This window comes from Actinacidiphila glaucinigra (genome assembly GCF_035918135.1).
GTDB lineage: Bacteria > Actinomycetota > Actinomycetes > Streptomycetales > Streptomycetaceae > Actinacidiphila > Actinacidiphila glaucinigra.
On the sequence record NZ_CP109144.1, the window covers coordinates 5,100,485 to 5,119,860 of the forward strand.

The following is a 19,376-nucleotide window of genomic DNA, read 5'->3' on the forward strand; positions in this document are numbered from 1 at the left end:
TCGGGGCGGCCTAGAGGCGTGACAACGATGCCGTGGCGTGCAGGACGTCCCGGATCGCCGCGCTGTCCCCGTCGCGCCCGGCGGCGATGCGGCCGGGGGAGATGTGGCCCGCGGCCAGCTGGCAGAAGTCGAGCCGGTCGACGGCGATCTCGGCGACCACCGCCTCGGGGGTGCCGATCGCGCCGGGCGAGTCCAGGGAGATGTACCAGTGGCCGCCGCCCGAACCCTCGACGTGGAGGTCGAGGGTGCGGCCGGGGGCCCCGGCCCGTACGAGTTTCGCGGTGGACTCGGCCAGCCCCGCCCGGCGGAGCGCGGCCAGGGCGGTGGGCAGCATCCGGGCGGCGAGGTCGATCATGCGGTTGAGGTGCGGCGCCGCCGGCGGCCCGTACTCGGGGTAGTCCAGAGCCTGTGCGATGTCCTCGGCGTGGATCCAGCACTCGAAGGCGCGGTCGATCAGGGCGTCGCGCATCGGCACGACGGCGTCGGCGAAGTCCACCGGCAGCCCGCCGGTCGCGGATCCGGCGAAGGACAGCGTCCGCACGATGTCCCGGCTCTGGGTGCGCCACTTGTTGCGGACGAAGGCGTGCGTGTGGCGGCGGCAGCGCTCCCCGGCGAGTTCGGTGCGCTCCAGGCGGGTACGGGGCGCGCCCGGGCCGAGCGGGTCGTCCAGGCCGAGGGCGGTGGCCACGACTCCGTCCACCGAGCCGAGATGGGCGAGCACGCCGCAGAGCGTCAGCTCGCGCGTCCCGCCGGCCCAGACGAGCTTGACGGGCATGTCCCACTCGGGCTCGCCGAGGTCGGCGAGGAGCGCGTCGAGGCGCGCGGTCTCGGCGTCGTACGGAGCGGCCCACTCGGGGACGGGGATGCGCGCCGGGCGGCGCCCCAGACATCCCTCCAGGACACGGGCGCGCAGCAGCGGGTCGAGGTCGAGGGACTCGTCCTGGTGCAGCAGGCCCACCGCGCGGCGCAGCCGCACCGCCTCCTCGGCGCACGGCGCGCAGTCGGTGAGGTGGACCTCGACGGCGCCGGCCTCGTCACGGGAGCAGGCCGACAGCGCCCACGCGCCCAGCAGCGAGCGCAGCACGCGGTGGTCGTACCGCGGGGGTTCGGGCTGCACGGGTTCCTTCGCGGGTTCGCGCTCCGGCTCGCGCGCCGCCTCCGCCGCCCGCGCCGCGCCGTGCGCGGGCGCGTCCGGCGAGGACGGGGACACGGGCCCGACCTCCGGCAGCGGGCGGTCCTCGGCGGCGCCGCGGGGCATCGGCACCCGGGGCAGGTTGGTCCCGGGCGGGGGAGTCTCGCCGTTCTCGGCCGGTCCGTTCACAGGGACCTTCCCTGGGGCGAGGAGTCCTGCACGGCGGTGGACAGCAGTTGGAGCCCGAGCCGGAGGCGGCGGCGCGCCTCGTCCTCGGTGACCCCGAGGTCGGCGGCGGCCTCGCGGTAGTCCATGCGGCGGCGGTAGGCGAGGTCGAGGGCCTGGCGCAGGGGTTCGGGCATGGAGGTCACGATGTAGTCGGCGCGGGCGGCCGTCGAGGCCTCGCGGACCCGGGCCTCGACCTGCTCGGGGCTGCCGGCGCCGCGGGTCTCCGACTGGCGCAGCCGGTGGACGGACTGGCGCTGGGTGAGGCCGGCGATCCAGGAGCGCAGTGAACCCTGCTTGGGGTCGTAGGCGTCCGGGTTCTCCCAGATGTAGCCGAAGACCTCACGGGTGATCTGGGCGGCGGCCTCCTCGTCGTCCATGACGCGGTGGGCGAGGCTGTGCACGAGGGAGGCGTAGCGGTCGTACAGCTCTCCGAGCGCGGCCTCCTCGCCGCGCGCGAGCCGCTGCTGCATCTTGCGGTCCCAGCGGGGTGGTGCGGATGCCGCCATCGCGTCTCCCCCTTTGTCGCCGTCGCCCTACTACGGTCGCACTGCCTCGGATCGAATGTATCCGCCGATTGCTGCCACGTACGGCGCCTTGAGGCAAGCTTCTGCCATAACTGATCGATTCTGGTAATGCGTTACCCGGGTGTGACCGGAAGATTGCGGGGAAGCGGCCCGAGCGGGGCATAGGGTCTGTACGACCGCTGCCGGGAGAAGGGCCAGACAGTGGCATTGCAGGTGGTGCAGGACGAGCGGGACGGTTGGGTGGTCCTGACCGTTTCGGGAGAAATGGATCTCGTGACCGCGCCGGTGGTGCGCCAGCACGTACACGACGCGGTGGCCGACGGGCGGCACAGCGTGGTGCTGGACCTGGCCGGGGTCCACTTCTGCGACTCCAGCGGTGTGGGCGTGCTGATCGCCGCCCGGCGGCTGATGCGGTCCTGTGCCGGGCAACTGCGGCTGATCCTCCCGCGGAACAGTCCCTCCGACGGTGTCGCACACGTCAACCGGGTGCTGGCCGCGCTCGGCGTACGCCGGCTCTTCGAGGTCTTCCCCGATCTGGAGGCCGCCACCGACGACGCGGCCCGGCCGATGTCGGCCTAGCGGTTCCTCCCGCGCCGCTCGGGGCGAGCGGGCCCGCGGGACCGCGTGTGAGCACTCTCACATCCGGTGTCCGCTTCGCCCAGGAGGCGCCCCTGGAGGCCGGATTGCGGGTTTCCCGGCGAAATCTTCGGATGGCGCACCTTTCGCCGTCCCTCTGCCCGGGTTACCTTCGTGCGCAGAACATGTGTTCAAGGTTCTGTCCGGCGGGTGGGGGCGTTCGTTCGGAGGTCTCCACTGCCCATGCTCGATCTCGCGGGTGCGTGGGACCACTTCTCGTGGTCCCTTCGCCATGTGCACTGGTACGGAGTGGCCGTCGGTTCCCTCCTCGCCGTCAAGCTGCTGCTCTCCATCCGCCGGCGCCGCCGTCCGGAGCTCGCGTTCGACAAGCCCGTGACCCGGCTCCGCATCCACGGCGTGATCACGGTCTACAACGAGGCCCCGGCGATGCTGCGCGGCTGCCTGGAGTCGGTCCTCGCGCAGACCCTGCCGCCGCATTCCCTGACCGTGGTCGACGACTGCTCCGAGGACCACTCGGCGCGTGCCCTGGTCGAGGAGATGCGCCCGCGGTTCCGGCGGGCCGGGGTCCGCCTCGACTTCGTCCGGTTCCCCGACAACCGCGGCAAGCGCCACGGCCTCGCCGCGGGCTTCGGGCAGGAGCCGCTCGCGGACGTCTACCTGTGCATCGACTCCGACACGCTGCTCGACCGGCACGCCGTCGCGGAGCTCGCCCGGCCCTTCGCCAAACGCCGGGTCCAGTGCGTCACCGGGCTGGTGCTCGCCCACAACCGCGGCACCAACCTCCTGACGCGCCTGATCGACATGCGCTACGTCAACGCCTTCCTCGGCGAGCGGGTCGCCTACTCCCGCCTCGGCTCGGTGCTCTGCGCCTGCGGGTCGCTGGCCATGTACCGCGGCTGGGTCGTCCGCAAGCACCTCGACGACTTCCTCGACCAGCGGTTCCTCGGCCGTCCCGCGACCTTCGGGGACGACCGGCGCCTGACGTACTACTGCCTCACCGAGGGGCTCTCCCTGATCCAGCCGTCTGCCGTCGGCTACACCGACGTCCCCGAGCGCCTCGGCCACTACGTGCGCCAGCAGGTCCGCTGGGGCAAGTCGTTCATCCGCGAGGGCTTCCTGCTGCTCGCCAAGTTCCGGCTGCACCGCATGTACTGGTGGCTGAACCTCGTCGAACTGGTCACCTGGGTCGCCTTCACCGCGGGGCTGCTCGCGGCGCTCGTCGCGGTCCTGATGCACCCGCGGGGCTGGACGCTGCTGGCCGGCTACCTCGCCTACATGTGCGTCATGGCCTGGGTGCGCTCCGTCCACTACCTGCGCGGCGCCGCACAGGTGAGGATCGCCGACCGGGTGCTGACCTTCCTCGCCGCCCCGCTGTACGCCCTGCTCAACATCGGCCTGCTGCTGCCGCTGCGGCTGTGGTCCCTGGCGACGCTGCGGCGCACCAACTGGGGTACCCGCGCCCGGATCGAGGTCGGCGGCGCCCACGACGACATCGCCTTCCAGCCCGCGCAGCAGCCCCACCTCCCGCGCCAGCGCCGGGAGACCACGGCTGGGGAACCGCGGGAGCAGCGGGAGCAGCGGGAGCAGCGGGACCAGTGGAACCCGTGGGACGCGTCCGCGCACGCCGGAACCACCCCACCGGCCCTCGGCGCCGTCGGCCCCGTGCCCGACACCGCCCCGTAGGCGGCGCGACCGTTCCGCTGCGGTCCGACCGCGTTCCGGAGACCGCATCGCATGCCCTCGGCATCGCCCCTCCATCGTGCTAGGAGCTTTCGTGGGTTCTGCCCGCCCCTCCGTCCGTCCTTCCGCCCGGCCCGGCCGCCCCGTCCCCTCCGGGCGCGGCACACGGCGCCGTCCCGTCCGGAGGGCGGCCGGGTACCTGCTGCTGGCGGCCGCCGTCGGCGCGGGCGCCACGGCGCTGTACCCCGAGTGGCGCGAGGCGCACCGGCCGCCCCCGGAGCTCACCGTCCGCTACAAGGCGGGCACGCCGGCGTCCGCCGCCACGGCCCGGCCGTGGCTGGAGGTCGTCAACACCTCCGACCACCGGGTGCGCCTGGCCGACGTGGCGGTCCGGTACTACTTCACGCAGGACGGCGGCTCCCCGTACGCGTTCAACTGCGTACAGGCCTCGATCGGCTGCTCGGACGTGGACGGGCGGACCGTCGCCATGGACCGGCCGACGCCGACCGCCGACCACTACCTCGAGGTCACCTTCACCAGGGCCGCGGGCACCCTGGCGCCCGGCGCGAAGAGCGGGGCCATCGGGGGCCAGCTGTACCGCCCCGGCGGGAAGGTGGACCAACGCGACGACCGGTCGTTCAGCGCCGCCCACGACACCTTCCGGGCGGCGAAGATGGTGACCGGCTATCTGGACGGCAGGCACGTCTGGGGCGAGGAGCCCGGCGGTGACGCCGGCACATCGCCTCCTGGTTCCGCCGCTGGGGCGGCACGGCCCGCCGCGCCCCCCGGGATCGTCTTCGACGACTTCCGGTACAGCGGACCCCGGGACCCGGCGCTGCGGGCCCACGGCTGGCTGGTCCGCACCAGCGCGGGCGGCCCCGGTATCCACGACACCTGGTCGGCGGGAGGCGTGGATTTCCCGGCGGAGGAGGACGCCCTGGGCGGCCAGGTCCTGCGGCTGCGCGCCGCCACCGACGGGACGCGGCGCGGCACCACCCAGGCCGAGGTGCACACCACCGGCGCGAAGTTCCTGACCGGGACCTTCGCCGCCCGGATCCACTTCACGGACGAACCGGCGAGCGGCCGCAACGGCGACCACGTCAACGAGACCTTCTACATGATCTCGCCGCACCACCACGCCGAGTACAGCGAACTCGACAACGAGTACCAGCCGAACGGGGGCTGGGGTGCCCCCGGCCCGAGGCTCGACACGACGACCTGGCGCAGCGCCAGGGAGGGGGACCGGGTGACCCGGGCCACGACGTCCAGCCTCAAGGGGTGGCACACACTCGTCACCACCGCTGCGCACGGCGTGGTGACCTACAGCCTCGACGGGCACGAGCTGTTCCGGACCGGGGGCAAGTACTACCCGACCCAGAACATGTCCGTGAACTTCAACGCGTGGTTCGTGGACCTGCCGTTCGCGGGGAAGCGCACCTGGGACATGAAGGTCGACTGGTTCTACCACAACGCCAGGAAGGCCCAGTCCCTGACGGAGGTGGAGAAGGCGGTCGACGGCCTCGCCGCGGACGGCACGGGCTACGTGAACACGGTTCGCGAGCCCTGAGCCGGAACGGCGGCGAGGCCGGCCCGCGTCAGGAGTCGGCCGGGGCCGGGCCCAGCGTGGTGGTGCCGATCGCCGCACGGTGGCCCAGGCCGGTCCGGTAGGCGTCCAGCGCGGCCTCCACCCGGCCGGAACGGCGCAGCAGGTCGCCCAGCAGCCGGCAGATGTCGGCCAGGTCCCCGGCGGCTCCCGCGCGTTCCAGCAGCGCCAGGGCGGAGACGTAGTGCTCCTCCGCGGCCTCCGGGTCGCCGCGCTCCTCCGCCAGCAGCCCGAGCAGCCGGTGCGCGCCGCCGGCGTGGACGGCGCCGCGCCACGGGCCCAGCTCGTCCAGCAGCCGGGTCAGCAGCTCCTCGGCCTCGGCGGGCTTGCCGCGTCGCCGCAGCACGTCCGCCAGTTCCACCTCGACCTGCACCGTGAACAGCACGGACCGGCCGGCGGACAGCATGTCGCGGGCGGTGCGCAGCTCGCGCTCGGCCTGCTCCAGGTCGCCGTCCTGGGAGTGCACGTAGCCGCGCATCCAGTGGCAGTGGGCCAGGTCCGTGTGCAACTCCAGCCGCTGGAAGAGCTCCTGCGCCTTCGCCAGCGAGGCCTCGGCCTCTCCGGTGCGTCCCGCGACGATCAGGGTGCGGGCGATGCTGCGGTGCATCTGGGCCACGAGGGCCGGATCACCCGCCCCGGGTGCGAGGTTGAGCGCCTGCTCCGCGGCGTGCGCGGCCCGGGCGTAGGCGCCCAGGTCGGTGTACGGCCCGATGGAGGCGATGTAGAGCATCAGCAGGGCGTCGGGGTCGGGCGGTGCGCCGTCCGGCGTGGTCCGCCGTTCGAGCCGGGTGATGCCCTCCTCCAGCAGGTGGGAGGCGTAGCGCACCTCGCCCGCCAGCAGGTGGGATACGGCCCGGCCGCGCAGCGCCGCGGCGCGCCGGGCGTCGGGGGCCGAGGGGTCGGCGGCCAGCAGCCGCTCGGCGGTCTCGAAGTGGACGCGCGCCTGGTTGAGTTCGCCCGCGTCCAGCGCCGCGTCGCCCAGCCGGAGCAGATCGAGAGGATCCTGCGGGCCGTCCTGCGGGCCGCTTTCCGGACCTGTGCCGGGACCATCCTCCAGGCCGTCCCGCGCCCGGTCCTGGCCGTCCTGTGTGCCCACCGTGACCCTTCCCCTCTGGAACTCTTGCGGAGGAGGTTACGCGGCTTTGCGCCGGACGTGCCTCACGCTTTCGTAAAGCGCTCCCTGAGCTGGTACTTGAGGACCTTGCGCAGGGTCTCGTTCCGGGGGAGCGCGTCCACCACCTCGAGCTGTTCGGGCAGTTTGTGGACGGCCAGGCCCGCCTCGCGGAGGAAGGTCGTGACCTCGGCGAGGGTGAGCGGCCCCGCGCCCTGCGGCTGCTCGACGACGGCGCAGACGCGTTCGCCGCGTTCGGGGTCGGGCAGGCCGATCACGGCGGCGTCGGCTATGCCGGGATGGGCGTAGAGGAGTTCCTCGATCTCCTTGGCCGAGACGTTCTCACCCTTACGGATGATGATGTCCTTGAGGCGCCCGGTGAGGACCAGGTAGCCGTCCGTGGTCAGCCTGCCGACGTCCCCGGTGCGCAGGAAGCCCTCCGCGTCGAAGGCCCGCTCGGTCAGTTCCGGGTCGGTGTAGCCCTGGCACACGGCCTCGCCGCGCAGCAGCACCTCGCCGTCCTCGGCGATGCGTATCTCCATGGAGGCGGGCGGCCGGCCCTCGGTGGTGGCGAGCCGGTCGACGGGGTCGCGCGGCGAGCCCATGGTGATCATGGGGGCCTCGGTCATGCCGTAGCCGTGCGCGAGGGCGCAGCCGAGGTCGCGGACCACCTCGTGGTAGAGCTCGGGCGGCTTGGGGGCGCCGCCGCCGGACAGCAGCCGCAGGGTGGGGATGATCCTGCCGCCCGTGGGCTGCTTGCGCTGCTCGGTGAGGAAGAGGGAGTAGAAGGCGGTGCTGCCACCCGCCATGGTGACCCCGTGCCTGCGGTAGGCCGCCAGGGAATCCGGGAGTGAGAAGTGCTCCAGGAGCAGGGCCGGGAATCCGCACAGGAGCAGCATGACCAGGTAGTCGGGGCCCCCGATGTGCGCGTACGGGAAGGCGACGGAGCCGACGTCGTCCGGGCCCAGCTCCAGGGCGAGGGCGAGGCAGGATCCGCCGGCGATGAGACTGCGGTCGCTGTGCAGCACGCCCTTGGGCTCGGAGGTGGTGCCCGAGGTCCAGTAGATCCAGCGGACCCGAGTACCGTCGGACGGCGGGGCGGGGAGGGTGTCCGGCTCGCCCTCCGGGAGGGAGTCGTAGGCCTCCAGGACGTCCGGGGCGCCGAGGCGGCGTGCCATCGCGGTGTGGTCGAAGCCGCGCCATGTGCCGGGGACGGCGAAGAGGGCGGGGCTGGTCTGGCGCAGGATGTGGCCGACCTCGTGGTCGCGGTAGAAGGGCATGATCGGGGTCTGCACGGCGCCCAGCCGGGCGAGGGCCGCCGACAGGACCACCGTCTCGATCCGGGTCGGCAGCTGCCAGGCCACCGCGGTGCCGGGCCGGACGCCGCGGGCGTGCAGCCCGGCGGCGACCCGTTCGGCGCGGTCGCGCAGTTGCCCGAAGGTCAGCCGGCGGTCGTCGGTGTCGAGCAGCGCCGGGGCGTCGGGGGTCAGGGCGGCCCGCCCCGCGACGAGTGCCCAGAGGGTCGGCGAGTCGCCCAGGCTTCGCATCTCTTCTCCTCCCGGTCGACGAACTGACGCAGCATCAGATCGCCCGCCCGGAGCGTAGGCGCCCGGCCGGGCGCGGTCCAGGGTGCGCGCGTCTTCGATGGACGGTCCGGGGTGGCGGGCGTACTGTAAATCTGACGGCCCATCAGATTCAAGGAAGGGCGGAGAGCGATGGAACTGCCCCGGATCATCAGCGTCGACGACCACGTGATCGAACCCGCACATCTCTTCGAGACCTGGCTGCCGGCGAAGTACCGGGACCGCGGTCCCCAGCCGCTGACCGCCGGGATCGGGGAGCTCGCCTACGTCGGCGGCAAGTACCAGATCACGATGGACCCGGACGGGCCGCCGACCGACTGGTGGATCTACGAGGACCTGAAGTTCCCGTACAAGCGGAACATCGCCGCCGTCGGCTTCGACCGGGACGAGATGACCCTGGAGGGCATCACCCGCGAGGAGATGCGGCGCGGCTGCTGGGACCCCAAGGCCCGGCTCGCCGACATGGACCTCAACCACGTCGAGGGCTCCCTCTGCTTCCCCACCTTCCCGCGCTTCTGCGGGCAGACCTTCGCCGAGGCCAAGGACAAGGAGGTCGCCCTCGCCTGCGTCCGCGCCTACAACGACTGGATGGTCGAGGAGTGGTGCGGGGACAGCGGCGGCCGGCTGATCCCGCTGTGCCTGATCCCGCTGTGGGACGTCGGCCTGGCCGTCGCCGAGATCCACCGCAACGCGGACCGCGGGGTGCGCGCCGTCACCTTCAGCGAGATCCCGACCCACCTGGGACTGCCCAGCATCCACTCCGGGTACTGGGACCCCTTCTTCGCCGTCTGCGAGGAGACCGGGACGGTGGTCAACATGCACATCGGCTCGTCCTCGCAGATGCCGGCCGCATCCCCGGACGCGCCGCCCGCCGTCCAGGCCTCGCTCTCCTTCAACAACGCGATGGCCTCGATGATGGACTTCCTCTTCAGCGGGGTGCTGGTGCGCCACCCCCGGCTCAAGCTCGCCTACAGCGAAGGGCAGATGGGCTGGATCCCCTACGCCCTGGAGCGGGCCGACGACGTCTGGGAGGAGCACCGGGCGTGGGGCGGCGTGCGCGACGTGGTCCCCGAGCCGCCGTCCACCTACTACTACCGGCAGATCTTCTGCTGCTTCTTCCGCGACAAGCACGGCGTCGCCTCGATCGACGTCGTCGGCCGCGACAACGCGACCTTCGAGACCGACTACCCGCACGTCGACTCGACCTTCCCGCACACCAAGGAGGTCGCCCTCGACCATGTGAAGGGCCTCGACGACGAGACCGTGTACAAGCTCATGCGCGGCAACGCCATCCGCATGCTGGGGCTGGAGCCGGACCGGTGGACCTGACGTACACCGAGGCGGAACTGGCGTACCGGGAGGAACTGCGGGCCTGGCTCGCCCGGACGCTGCCCGCGCTGCCGCCCGCGCCGGACCCCGCCGACTGGCCCGCCCGGCGAGCGTACGACACCGGCTGGCAGCGGTGCCTGCACGAGGCGGGCTACGCCGACGTGCACTGGAACGCCGACCCGACCCGGCGGCTGATCTTCCTGGAGGAGACCGAGCTGGCCGGGGCGCCCTACGTCGGCGCGAACTTCGTCGGCCTGCTCCACGCCGGTCCCACCATCGCCGCCGAGGGGACGGCCGGCCAGCGTGAACGCTGGCTTCCCCCGGTGCTGCGCGGTGACGAGGTCTGGTGCCAGGGGTTCAGCGAGCCGGGAGCGGGTTCGGACCTGGCGTCCCTGCGGACGCGGGCGGTGCGCGACGGCGACTCCTATGTGGTCACCGGGTCGAAGATCTGGACCTCGCACGCCGAGGTCGCCGACTGGTGCGAGCTGCTCGTGCGCACCGACCCCGGCGCGCCGCGGCACCGCGGGATCAGCTGGCTCGCGATGCCGATGGACCTGCCCGGCGTGACGGTGCGGCCGCTGCGGACCCTCGCCGGGACGACGGAGTTCGCCGAGGTGTTCCTGGACGAGGTGCGCGTGCCGGTCGCCAACCGGGTCGGCGCGGAGAACGACGGCTGGCGGGTCACGATGGTGACGCTCTCCTTCGAGCGCGGCACCGCCTTCGCCGGGGAGGTCGTCGCCTGCCGGCGGACGCTGCGCGAACTGGCCCGGACGGCCCGGGGGACGGGGGCCTGGGACGACCCCGTGCTGCGGCGGAGGATGGGCCGCCTGGCGGCGGAGTTCGGCGTGCTGTGGCGGCTGGTCCAGTGGAACGTCGGCGCCGGCGCCCCGGGCGTCGGGGGTTCGGTCCTCAAACTGCGCTACTCGCACGCGCGCCAGGAGCTCTACGACACCGCCGCCGAGGTCCTCGGCCCCTCCGGGGCGCTGGACGCCGACCGCCCGTGGACGGCGGACCGGCTCTCATCGCTCTCGTACACCATCGCGGCGGGCACGTCGCAGATCCAGCGGAACATCGTCGCCGAGCGGATCCTCGGCCTGCCGAAGGGGGCGTGAGGGGCCGTGGACTTCCGCCTCACCGAGGACCAGCGGGCGCTCGCCGACGGGACCCGTGGGCTCATGGCGCGGCTCTACCCGGCGGAGCGCCTGCGGGAGGACGCGGCCGGGGCGGCCGCCGGGACCCCGGTGACCCTCGACCGCGCGATGTGGCGGGCGCTGGGGGAGGCGGGGTTCTTCGCGCTGCGGCTGCCCGAGGAGCGGGGCGGGCTCGGACTCGGGCTCCCGGAGGCCGTGCTGGTCTTCGAGGAGGCGGGGCGGGCGCTGCTGCCGGGGCCGCTGGTGACGACGCACCTGGCGGCCGGGCGGGTGCCGGGGGCGGCCGAGGGCAGCACGGTGGTCACCGCGGTCGACGGCGAGCTGACCGAGTGGCTGGAGGCCTCCGACCGTGTGCTGGGCTCCTACGACAAGGCCGAGCCGGTGCGCTCTGTGGACCCGCTCACCCCGCTGCACCGCGTCGTGGGCGGCGAACCGGCCGACGGGCTCACGGCGGGCGGGGTCACGGCGGGCGGGGTCACGGCCGGCGAACTGCTGACCTGCGCCCAGCAGACCGGCAGCGCGGCGCGCACGCTGGAACTCGCCGTCCGCCACGCCACGACCCGGGAGCAGTTCGGCCGGCCCATCGGCTCCTTCCAGGCGGTCAAGCACCTGTGTGCGGACATGCTGGTCCGTGCGGAGATGGCGCGTACGGCGGTGCGCGCGGCGGCGGTCTCCGGCGACGCGGGCGAGACGGCGGCCGCGCGGCTGCTGGCGGACGAGGCGGCCGTCCGCAACGCCCGTGACTGCCTGCAGGTGTTCGGCGGGATGGGTTTCACCTGGGAGGCGGAGGTGCATCTCCACATCAAGCGGTCGTGGATCCTGCGGAGCCGGGGCCGTTCCGTGGCGGAGTGTGAGGAGAGGCTCGCGGAGAGCCTTATCGATGAGACTCTTTGCGGCATTTGGTGAGTTATGACTTCTTCGTCACGGATAAGGGGACCCCGAGTGTCGATATCGGGTTGTGTCCGAGGTGTGACTCGTCACGCCGTGGAGTCGGAGCCCCGCTCGGGTACGCTCCATCGGGTGCGTGTGGTGGCGAAACGCGACGGATGTGGCAGTGGCGGGGCCTCGGTGCCCGGTGGGCTGCCTGTGCCGGGCTGTTCGAATTCGCCCCGTAATGAGCCCCGCACAGTATGCAGTACTCGTCCCCCCTTGCGCTGGAATATGCCCGAAGCGCTTGTTGCGGTGACTGTGGGTCAATCATGCTGGGTCGCGAAGAGGTCACGTACGGTGACCCTGCCGAGGCGCGAGGCGATGTGTCCGCCGGTTCGGATGGTGTGAGCGGTGCAGGTGCTCCAGGTTCAGCTTGAGGTCGGTCCCGACCCCGCGGAAGTGGGCCGGGCCCGCAGGTGGGCCCGCTCGCGTCTGGCGGGGTCCGGGATAGGGGCCGACGAGCCGGTCGCCGAGACGCTGATCCTGCTCATCTCCGAACTGGTCACGAACGCCGTCGTGCACACCGGCTGCCCCGCCGTGCTGCGGATGCTCTTCCGTTCCTCCGGAGCCGCGCAGAGCGGCGAGCAGGAGACCGTGCGCGTCGAGGTGGCCGACACCAGTGACGCCCCGCCGCGTCCGCGCCACGCGGACAGCGACGAGACCGGCGGCCGGGGACTGGAACTCGTGGACGGCCTCGCGGACCGCTGGGGCTGGCAGCGCGAGGGTGCGGGCAAGCAGATCTGGTGCGAGATCGACCGCTGTGAGCGCCCGGCGATCGTCCCCGCGCAGTCCGTGGGCGGGCTGATCCGCCGTCCCGCCTTCTGACCGTACAGACCGCGGGGGCCGTCCTCAGAGCACCGCCACCGGCGCGACCGGGCTGCCGACCCCGCCCACGAAGGGCTGCGGGGTGGCGTCCAGCAGGAACTCGTACCGCCCCTCCTCGGCGCAGGCCTCCGACAGCGCCTCGAGGTTCCAGTTCTGGCCCTGGGGCATGCCCATCTCCACCAGGTCCAGGGCGTGCACGGCCAGCCACAGGTCCTCGATCTCCGGCGGGAAGATCTCGAAGGTCAGCGTGTCGTTGGCGACCGCCGCGACGTCGCGGGCGTGGAACCACTCGGGGGTGCGCACCGACAGTCCCGGCGACGGGAAGGCGTAGGCGTGCTTGTCGCCCGCCAGGCACACCCGCATCTGGCCGGTGCGGACCAGCACGATGTCCCCGGCGCGGACGGTGGTGCGGGCCAGTTCCTCGGCCGCGTCGAGGTCGTCGGGGGTGACGGCGTGGTCGCCGGGAAGCCGGTCGGTGCCGCGGGCGCGGGCCACGTCGAGCAGGACGCCGCGGGAGAGCAGTGTCGCGATCTTCTCGATGCCGCTGAAGGCGGCGCCGCCATGGGCGGTGACGGTGCCGGCCGGGCGGCCGTTGTAGATCCGTCCCGAGTGCGAGACGTGGGTCAGGGCGTCCCAGTGGGTCGCCGCCTGCAGCCCCATGGTGACGATGTCGTCGCTGGTGGCGACCGTGCCGGGGCCGAACATCTCGTGGTTGAGCATCACCATGGTGCGCAGCGGGTTGACCCGGCCCGGGATCATGCCCGTCTGGACCCCGTCCTGCTGGAGGGGTAGCGCGAGCGGCACGCGGCGTCCGCTGTGCACGGTGCGGGCCGCCGCGCGGACGACCTCGTCGGTGATCAGGTTGAGGGTGCCGGTCTCGTCGGCCTCCCCCCAGCGGCCCCAGTTGTTGACGCGCTTGGCGATGTCGTGGAACTCGGCGGGGAACGCCATCGCTGCCTCCCGGTCTCAGGGCTTGTGCTGGGGTGTGCCCGTGCTCCTAAAATCTAACGGTCCGTCAGAAACTCTGAGAAGGGGCGGGACCGGACGTGGGCAACTTCCTGAGCGGAAAGGTCGTCGCGGTCACCGGGGCCGGGCGCGGCATCGGGCGGGCCGTCGCGCTCGCGTGCGCGGCCGAGGGCGCCAAGGTCGTCGTCAACGACTACGGCGTCGCGGTCGACGGCCGTGCGCCGACCGGCGAGGTGGCGGCCGCCGTCGTGAAGGAGATCGAGGCGGCCGGCGGCGAGGCCACCGCGGTGACCGACGACGTCTCCGCCATGGCGGGCGGCGAACGGATCGTCTCCACCGCGGTGGAGACCTACGGCCGCGTCGACGGAGTCGTCTGCGTCGCCGGGATCCTGCGCGAACGCATGCTCTTCAACATGAGCGAGGACGAGTGGGACCCGGTCCTCGCCACCCACCTGAAGGGCACCTTCACCGTCTTCCGCGCCGCCTCCGCCGTGATGCGCCGGCAGGGCTCGGGCACCCTCGTCGGTTTCACCAGCGGCAACCACCAGGGCAGCGTCTCCCAGGCCAACTACTCCGCGGCCAAGGGCGGGATCATCTCGCTGGTGCGCAGCGCCGCGCTCGGACTGCACCGCTACGGCGTGACCGCCAACTGCGTCGCCCCCGTGGCGCGCACCCGCATGTCCGCCAACGTGCCCATGGAGCTCGCCGAGATCGGCGAACCCGAGGACGTCGCCGCCATGGTCGTCTTCCTGCTCAGCGACCACGCCCGCGACATCACGGGGCAGGTCTACACCGTCGCCGGGCCCAAGATCGCGGTCTGGGCCCAGCCCCGCGAACTGCGCGCCGCCTTCGCGGACGGCGGGGGCTGGACACCGCAGCGCATCGCCGCCGCGCTGCCCGGCTCGGTCGGCACCGACCCGATGCCGATGCTCGCCCAGCTCGAGGCCATGCGCGCCGCCGCGGCCGCCTCCCGAGGGCAGTGACGGCCCCGCACCGAGGAGAGGGCGGACCATGGACTTCACCTTCGGCCCGGAGACGGAGGCCTTCCGCGCGGAGGCGCGGGCGTGGCTGAGCGCGCACCCGGGCCGCACACCCGGCCGGGAGTGGGAGCGGGAACTCGGAGCCGCCGGATGGATCGGGCTCGGCTGGCGCGGAGAGTACGGCAACCGGCGTGCCACCCTTGCCCAGCAGGTCGCCTGGGGCGAGGAGTACGCCCGCGCCGAGGCACCCGCCCGGTCCGGGCACATCGGCGAGAACCTGCTGGCCCCCACCCTGGAGGCGCACGGCACCCCCGTCCAGCGCGACCGCTTCCTGCCGCCGGTCGCCCGCGGTGAGGAGCTGTGGTGCCAGGGGTACAGCGAGCCCGGAGCGGGCTCCGACCTCGCCGGTGTCCGCACCGCGGCCGCCCGGGACCACGACGCCGAGGGCCCCTGCTACCGCGTGACGGGCCAGAAGATCTGGACCTCCCTGGCGCGGACCGCAGACTGGTGCTTCGTCCTGGCCCGTACCGACCCCGACTCGCGCCGCCACCACGGACTGAGCTTCCTGCTCGTCTCCATGGACCAGCCCGGCAGGGTCGAGGTGCGCCCCATCCGCCAGCTGACCGGGACGGCCGAGTTCAACGAGGTCTTCTTCGACGGGGCCCGCGCCGACGCCGCTCACGTCGTCGGCGGGGAGGGCGACGGCTGGCAGGTCGCCATGTCCCTCCTGGGCTTCGAGCGCGGGGTCTCCACCCTCGTCCAGCAGATCGGCTTCGAACGCGAACTGCGCCAGGTCGTCGACCACGCCGTCACCACCGGGGCGGCGGCAGACCCCGTGCTGCGGGACCGGCTGGTGCGCCAGTGGGCCGAGTTGCGCACCATGCGCTGGAACGCCCTGCGCACGCTGGGCACCGCCGACCCGGCCGCCCCGAGTGTCGCCAAGCTGCTGTGGGGCGGCTGGCACCAGCGGCTCGGCGAACTGGCCGTCGCCGTCCGCGGCGCCCCCGCCGCCACCGGCCCCACACCGTGGGAGCCGGAGCGGCCCTACGAACTCGACCAGGCCCAGCGCATGTTCCTGTTCAGCCGTGCCGACACCCTCTACGGCGGCTCGGACGAGATCCAGCGCACGATCATCGCCGAGCGGGTGCTCGGCCTCCCGAAGGAGCCTCGCGGATGAACAGCGACGGGACGTACGGCCATTGGATCGCCGGCCGGTGGCACCAACCGGCCGGAGCCCACTATCCAGTTGTCAATCCGGCCACGGAGGAGACCGTCGGGCACGCCCCCGAAGCGGGCCCGGCGGACGTGGACGCCGCGGTGCGCGCCGCCCGGGAGGCGTACGAGGGCTGGTCCCGTACGAGCCCGGCGGAGCGCGCCGCGATCCTGGAGCGGATCGCGGACGTCCTCGCCTCGCGGTCGGCGGATCTCGTACCGCTGCTCCAGCAGGAGACGGGAGCGACGATCCGTGTCGCGTCGAGCATGCAGATTCCCACGGCGGTGGACCGCTTCCGGCGCTATGCGCGGGGCGCGCTGGAACCGGACACGATCCCCTTCGCACCGCAGCCCGTGAAGGCCTCGCCGCTCGCCCCGGGCGGGCTGGTCAACGCGGCGGCGGCACGGCGTCCGGTGGGCGTCGTCGCCTGTATCACCTCCTACAACTTCCCCCTGGTCAATCTGGCCGGCAAGGTCGCACCCGCCCTGGCCGTGGGCAACACCGTCGTGGCCAAGCCCGCGCCCCAGGACCCGCTGACCTGCCTGCTGCTGGGCGGGATCATGCGGGAGGCGGGCCTGCCCGACGGGGTGTTCAACGTCATCACCGGCTCGGGCGCCGCGGCCGGCGAGGCACTGGTCGCGCACCCCGGCGTCGACATGATCAGCTTCACCGGCTCGACGGCGGTCGGGCAGGCGATCGCCCGCGCCGCGGGCGCGTCGATGAAGCGGACCCTGATGGAACTGGGCGGCAAGGGTGCGGCGATCATCCTGGAGGACGCCGCCCCGGGCGTCCTCAGATCGGCGATATCTGCTGTCGGTTCGACATGGGCATTCCATTCAGGTCAGATCTGTACGGCGCCGACCCGTGTGCTCATCCCCCGCGGGCGGTACGAGCAGGTGATCACCGCCCTTGAACAGTACGCCCGTTCGCTGACCGTCGGGGACCCTGTGGATAACTCCACCGTCGTCGGCCCGCTGATCACCGCCGCCCAGCGCGACCGCGTCGAGGCGTACGTCGCGGGCGCCCGGGAGCAGGGCGCCCGCGTCGTCACCGGCGGTGCGCGCCCCGACCTCAAGCCCGGCTACTACGTGGCCCCCACACTCCTCGCGGACGTCACTCCCGGCATGGCGGTCGCCCAGGAGGAGATCTTCGGCCCGGTCGTGGCCGCTCTCCCGTACGACAGCGAGGACGAGGCCGTCGAGATCGCCAACGGCACCCCGTACGGCCTGTACGACTACGTCTTCGGCAGCGACACCGCGCGTGCGTGGGCCCTGGCCGCCCGGCTGCGCAGCGGCAACGTCGGCATCAACACCGTGCAGCGTCATCCCGAGACGCCCTTCGGAGGGTTCAAGCACAGCGGGATCGGCCGCGACGGCGGCTCCTTCGGACTGCACGCCTACAGCGAACTCCAGGCGGTGGTGTGGTGATGAGAGGTGTGATCTTCGACGGGAAGCAGCCCTCGGTCGTGGACGACCTGGAGGTCCGTGACCCGGGCCCCGGCGAGGTGCTGGTCCGCATCCACGCGGCGGGGCTGTGCCACAGCGACCTGTCCGTCATCGACGGCGTCATTCCCTTCCCCGTCCCGGTCGTGCTCGGTCACGAGGGGGCGGGCGTCGTCGAGGCGACCGGCGCGGGCGTCTCGCACGTCGCGCCCGGCGACCACGTGGCCCTGTCCACCCTCGCCAACTGCGGCACCTGCCCGGACTGCGACCGGGGCCGCCCGACGATGTGCCGCAAGGCGATCGGCCGTCCCGGCCGGCCCTTCAGCCGCGAGGGCGAGCCGCTGTTCAACTTCGCCTCCAACTCGGCCTTCGCCGAACGGACCGTCGTCAAGGCCGTCCAGGCCGTCCCTCTCCCGGAGGGCATTCCCCTCACCTCCGCCGCGCTCATCGGCTGCGGCGTGCTGACCGGGGTCGGCGCCGCCCTCAACCGTGCCCGCGTCGACCGCGGCGACACGGTCGTGGTCATCGGCACCGGGGGCATCGGCCTGAACGTGTTGCAGGGCGCGCGCATCGCGGGTGCCTCCCGGATCGTCGCGGTCGACACCAACCCGGCGAAGGAGGAACCCGCCCGGCTGTTCGGCGCCACCGAGTTCGTGGACACGGCGGAGGCGGTGCGCGCGCTCCTGCCCGCCGGCGCCGACCACGTCTTCGAATGCGTCGGCCACGTCGGGCTCATCCGCCAGGCCGTGGACCTCCTGGACCGCCATGGCCAGGCCGTCCTGCTGGGTGTGCCGCCGGCCGATGCCGAGGCGTCCTTCCTGGTGTCCTCCATGTACCTCGACAAGTCCATCCTGGGCTGCCGCTACGGCTCGTCACGGCCGCAGCGCGACATCGCGCTCTACGCAGACCTGTACCGGCAGGGACGGCTCCTGCTGGACGAACTCGTCACCCGCACCTACCCGGTGGAGGACTTCGCCAAGGCGGTGGAGGACGCCCGGGGCGGCCGTGTGGCGAGGGGTGTGCTGACCTTCTGAGGCGCCTCAGAACACCGCCGTCGCCCGGAAGGTGCGCCGGTAGGCGCTGGGCGAGACGCCGATGACGGCCTGCAGGTGCTGCCGCATGGAGGCCGCCGTGCCGAACCCGGCCTGCCGGGCGACCTGGTCGACCGACAGGTCGCTGGACTCCAGCAGGTGCCGGGCACGCTCGACGCGCTGCTGCGTCAGCCACTGCCCGGGACTGGTGCCCACTTCCTCCCGGAAACGGCGGGTGAAGGTGCGCACGCTCATCGCCTCGCACTCGGCAAGCTCGCGCAGTGTCAGCGGCTGGTCGAGCCGGTCCAGCGCCCAGGAGCGCGCCGCGGCCGTGGCGGCCTGCTGGGGCTGGGGGACGGGCCGCTGGATGTACTGGGCCTGACCGCCCTCTCGGTGCGGCGGTACGACCGTACGGCGTGCGCTGGCGTTGGCCACGGCGATGCCGTGGTCACGGCGTACGAGGTGCAGGCACAGGTCGACGCCCGAGCCGACGCCCGCGGAGGTGAGGATGGCGCCGTTGTCGATGTACAGGACGTCCGGCTCGACCCGCACCTGCGGGAAGAGCCTCTGGAAGTGGTCCGTGCTCGACCAGTGCGTGGTGGCACGCAGGCCGTCCAGGTAGCCGGCCGCGGCGAGGAAGTACGAGCCGGTGCAGATGGAGACGATCCGGGCCCCCGGGCGGATGCGGGCGAAGGCGGCCGCCATCTCCTCGGGCAGGCGGCCCTCCGTGTGTGCGACGGAACGCTCGTGGGCGGCCGGGACGATGACGGTGTCGGCGGTCTCCAGCACCTCGGGGCCGTGCACGACGTGGATCTGGAAGTCGGCCTCGGCGCGCACCGGCCCGGGACCGTGGGGGGAGCACGTCACCACCTCGTACAGATCGGCCCCGTCGGAGTCCCTCGCGCCGCCGAAGATGCGGTGCGGGATGCCGACTTCGAAAGGGATCACCCCGTGCTGCACCAGGACGGCGACCCGGTGGCGCACCCGTGTGCCGGGATCGGCGTTCCGCGAAGGCGTCTCCATGGATGCGGGCATGGCCCGATCCTTGCAC

The 19,376-nt window shown here is 72.9% G+C and carries 17 protein-coding genes; 11 read left to right on the forward strand and 6 right to left on the reverse strand.

Annotated features, from left to right (window positions below; all coding sequences use genetic code 11):
• Positions 1–10 precede the first annotated feature (10 nt).
• Both OIE69_RS22915 and OIE69_RS22920 read right to left on the reverse strand, forming a co-directional pair.
• Positions 11–1,321 (reverse strand): maleylpyruvate isomerase N-terminal domain-containing protein, encoded by a 1,311-nt coding sequence (locus OIE69_RS22915; RefSeq protein WP_326575099.1) that lies wholly within the window; start codon positions 1,319–1,321, stop codon positions 11–13.
• Positions 1,318–1,866: a sigma-70 family RNA polymerase sigma factor gene (locus OIE69_RS22920; RefSeq protein ID WP_326575101.1), complete on the reverse strand. Its 549-nt coding sequence runs from the start codon at positions 1,864–1,866 to the stop codon at positions 1,318–1,320. Before OIE69_RS22920 ends, OIE69_RS22915 begins: the two co-directional genes overlap by 4 nt.
• 219 nt (positions 1,867–2,085) lie before the next feature.
• Between OIE69_RS22920 and OIE69_RS22925 the strand changes: the two genes are divergently transcribed.
• The 3 genes from OIE69_RS22925 to OIE69_RS22935 all read left to right on the forward strand — a co-directional run bounded on the left by OIE69_RS22925 (position 2,086) and on the right by OIE69_RS22935 (position 5,728).
• Positions 2,086–2,463 carry an STAS domain-containing protein gene (locus OIE69_RS22925; protein WP_089222457.1) on the forward strand — a complete coding sequence of 126 codons (378 nt, stop codon included), beginning with the start codon at positions 2,086–2,088 and terminating at the stop codon, positions 2,461–2,463.
• Between the two features lie 240 nt (positions 2,464–2,703).
• Positions 2,704–4,164 (forward strand): glycosyltransferase family 2 protein, encoded by a 1,461-nt coding sequence (locus OIE69_RS22930; protein ID WP_326575104.1) that lies wholly within the window; start codon positions 2,704–2,706, stop codon positions 4,162–4,164.
• 91 nt (positions 4,165–4,255) lie between these two features.
• Positions 4,256–5,728 carry a cellulose binding domain-containing protein gene (locus OIE69_RS22935; RefSeq protein WP_326575106.1) on the forward strand — a complete coding sequence of 491 codons (1,473 nt, stop codon included), beginning with the start codon at positions 4,256–4,258 and terminating at the stop codon, positions 5,726–5,728.
• Positions 5,729–5,756: 28 nt separating this feature from the next.
• Here the strand turns inward: OIE69_RS22935 and OIE69_RS22940 are convergent, their stop codons facing one another.
• Together OIE69_RS22940 and OIE69_RS22945 are read right to left on the reverse strand one after the other, a co-directional pair.
• Positions 5,757–6,860 carry a tetratricopeptide repeat protein gene (locus tag OIE69_RS22940; protein ID WP_326575108.1) on the reverse strand — a complete coding sequence of 368 codons (1,104 nt, stop codon included), beginning with the start codon at positions 6,858–6,860 and terminating at the stop codon, positions 5,757–5,759.
• Between the two features lie 62 nt (positions 6,861–6,922).
• Positions 6,923–8,422 carry a class I adenylate-forming enzyme family protein gene (locus OIE69_RS22945; RefSeq protein ID WP_326575110.1) on the reverse strand — a complete coding sequence of 500 codons (1,500 nt, stop codon included), beginning with the start codon at positions 8,420–8,422 and terminating at the stop codon, positions 6,923–6,925.
• Between the two features lie 168 nt (positions 8,423–8,590).
• Here OIE69_RS22945 and OIE69_RS22950 point away from each other — a divergent pair, with 168 nt between their 5' ends.
• From OIE69_RS22950 to OIE69_RS22965, 4 genes are all read left to right on the forward strand, one after another.
• Complete coding sequence (locus OIE69_RS22950; protein ID WP_326575112.1) at positions 8,591–9,787, forward strand: amidohydrolase family protein; 1,197 nt, start codon at positions 8,591–8,593, stop codon at positions 9,785–9,787.
• Positions 9,778–10,899 (forward strand): acyl-CoA dehydrogenase family protein, encoded by a 1,122-nt coding sequence (locus OIE69_RS22955; protein WP_326575114.1) that lies wholly within the window; start codon positions 9,778–9,780, stop codon positions 10,897–10,899. The genes OIE69_RS22950 and OIE69_RS22955 overlap by 10 nt, the downstream gene beginning before the upstream one ends.
• 6 nt (positions 10,900–10,905) lie before the next feature.
• Positions 10,906–11,844, forward strand: coding sequence for an acyl-CoA dehydrogenase family protein (locus OIE69_RS22960; RefSeq protein ID WP_326575116.1), 939 nt, complete (start codon positions 10,906–10,908; stop codon positions 11,842–11,844).
• A gap of 375 nt (positions 11,845–12,219) precedes the next feature.
• Complete coding sequence (locus tag OIE69_RS22965; protein WP_089222450.1) at positions 12,220–12,693, forward strand: ATP-binding protein; 474 nt, start codon at positions 12,220–12,222, stop codon at positions 12,691–12,693.
• 24 nt (positions 12,694–12,717) lie between these two features.
• Here the strand turns inward: OIE69_RS22965 and OIE69_RS22970 are convergent, their stop codons facing one another.
• Positions 12,718–13,644, reverse strand: coding sequence for a cyclase family protein (locus OIE69_RS22970; RefSeq protein ID WP_326575119.1), 927 nt, complete (start codon positions 13,642–13,644; stop codon positions 12,718–12,720).
• 95 nt (positions 13,645–13,739) lie between these two features.
• On the opposite strand from OIE69_RS22970, the gene OIE69_RS22975 reads away from it, so the two are divergent.
• Genes OIE69_RS22975 through OIE69_RS22990 form a run of 4 tightly spaced genes read left to right on the forward strand, consistent with a single transcriptional unit; the run spans position 13,740 to position 18,328 of the window.
• Positions 13,740–14,642, forward strand: coding sequence for an SDR family oxidoreductase (locus OIE69_RS22975; protein ID WP_326575121.1), 903 nt, complete (start codon positions 13,740–13,742; stop codon positions 14,640–14,642).
• A 28-nt stretch (positions 14,643–14,670) separates the two neighbouring features.
• Positions 14,671–15,816 (forward strand): acyl-CoA dehydrogenase family protein, encoded by a 1,146-nt coding sequence (locus OIE69_RS22980; protein WP_326575123.1) that lies wholly within the window; start codon positions 14,671–14,673, stop codon positions 15,814–15,816.
• A complete protein-coding gene (locus tag OIE69_RS22985; RefSeq protein WP_326575125.1) occupies positions 15,813–17,279 on the forward strand; it encodes an aldehyde dehydrogenase family protein in 1,467 nt (488 codons plus the stop codon). Before OIE69_RS22980 ends, OIE69_RS22985 begins: the two co-directional genes overlap by 4 nt.
• A complete protein-coding gene (locus tag OIE69_RS22990) occupies positions 17,279–18,328 on the forward strand; it encodes a Zn-dependent alcohol dehydrogenase (protein ID WP_326575127.1) in 1,050 nt (349 codons plus the stop codon). The genes OIE69_RS22985 and OIE69_RS22990 overlap by 1 nt, the downstream gene beginning before the upstream one ends.
• A 6-nt stretch (positions 18,329–18,334) precedes the next feature.
• Here OIE69_RS22990 and OIE69_RS22995 read toward each other — a convergent pair whose 3' ends face one another.
• On the reverse strand, positions 18,335–19,360 hold the full coding sequence (locus OIE69_RS22995) for a GlxA family transcriptional regulator (RefSeq protein WP_326575129.1): 1,026 nt from the start codon (positions 19,358–19,360) through the stop codon (positions 18,335–18,337).
• Between the last annotated feature and the right edge of the window lie 16 nt (positions 19,361–19,376).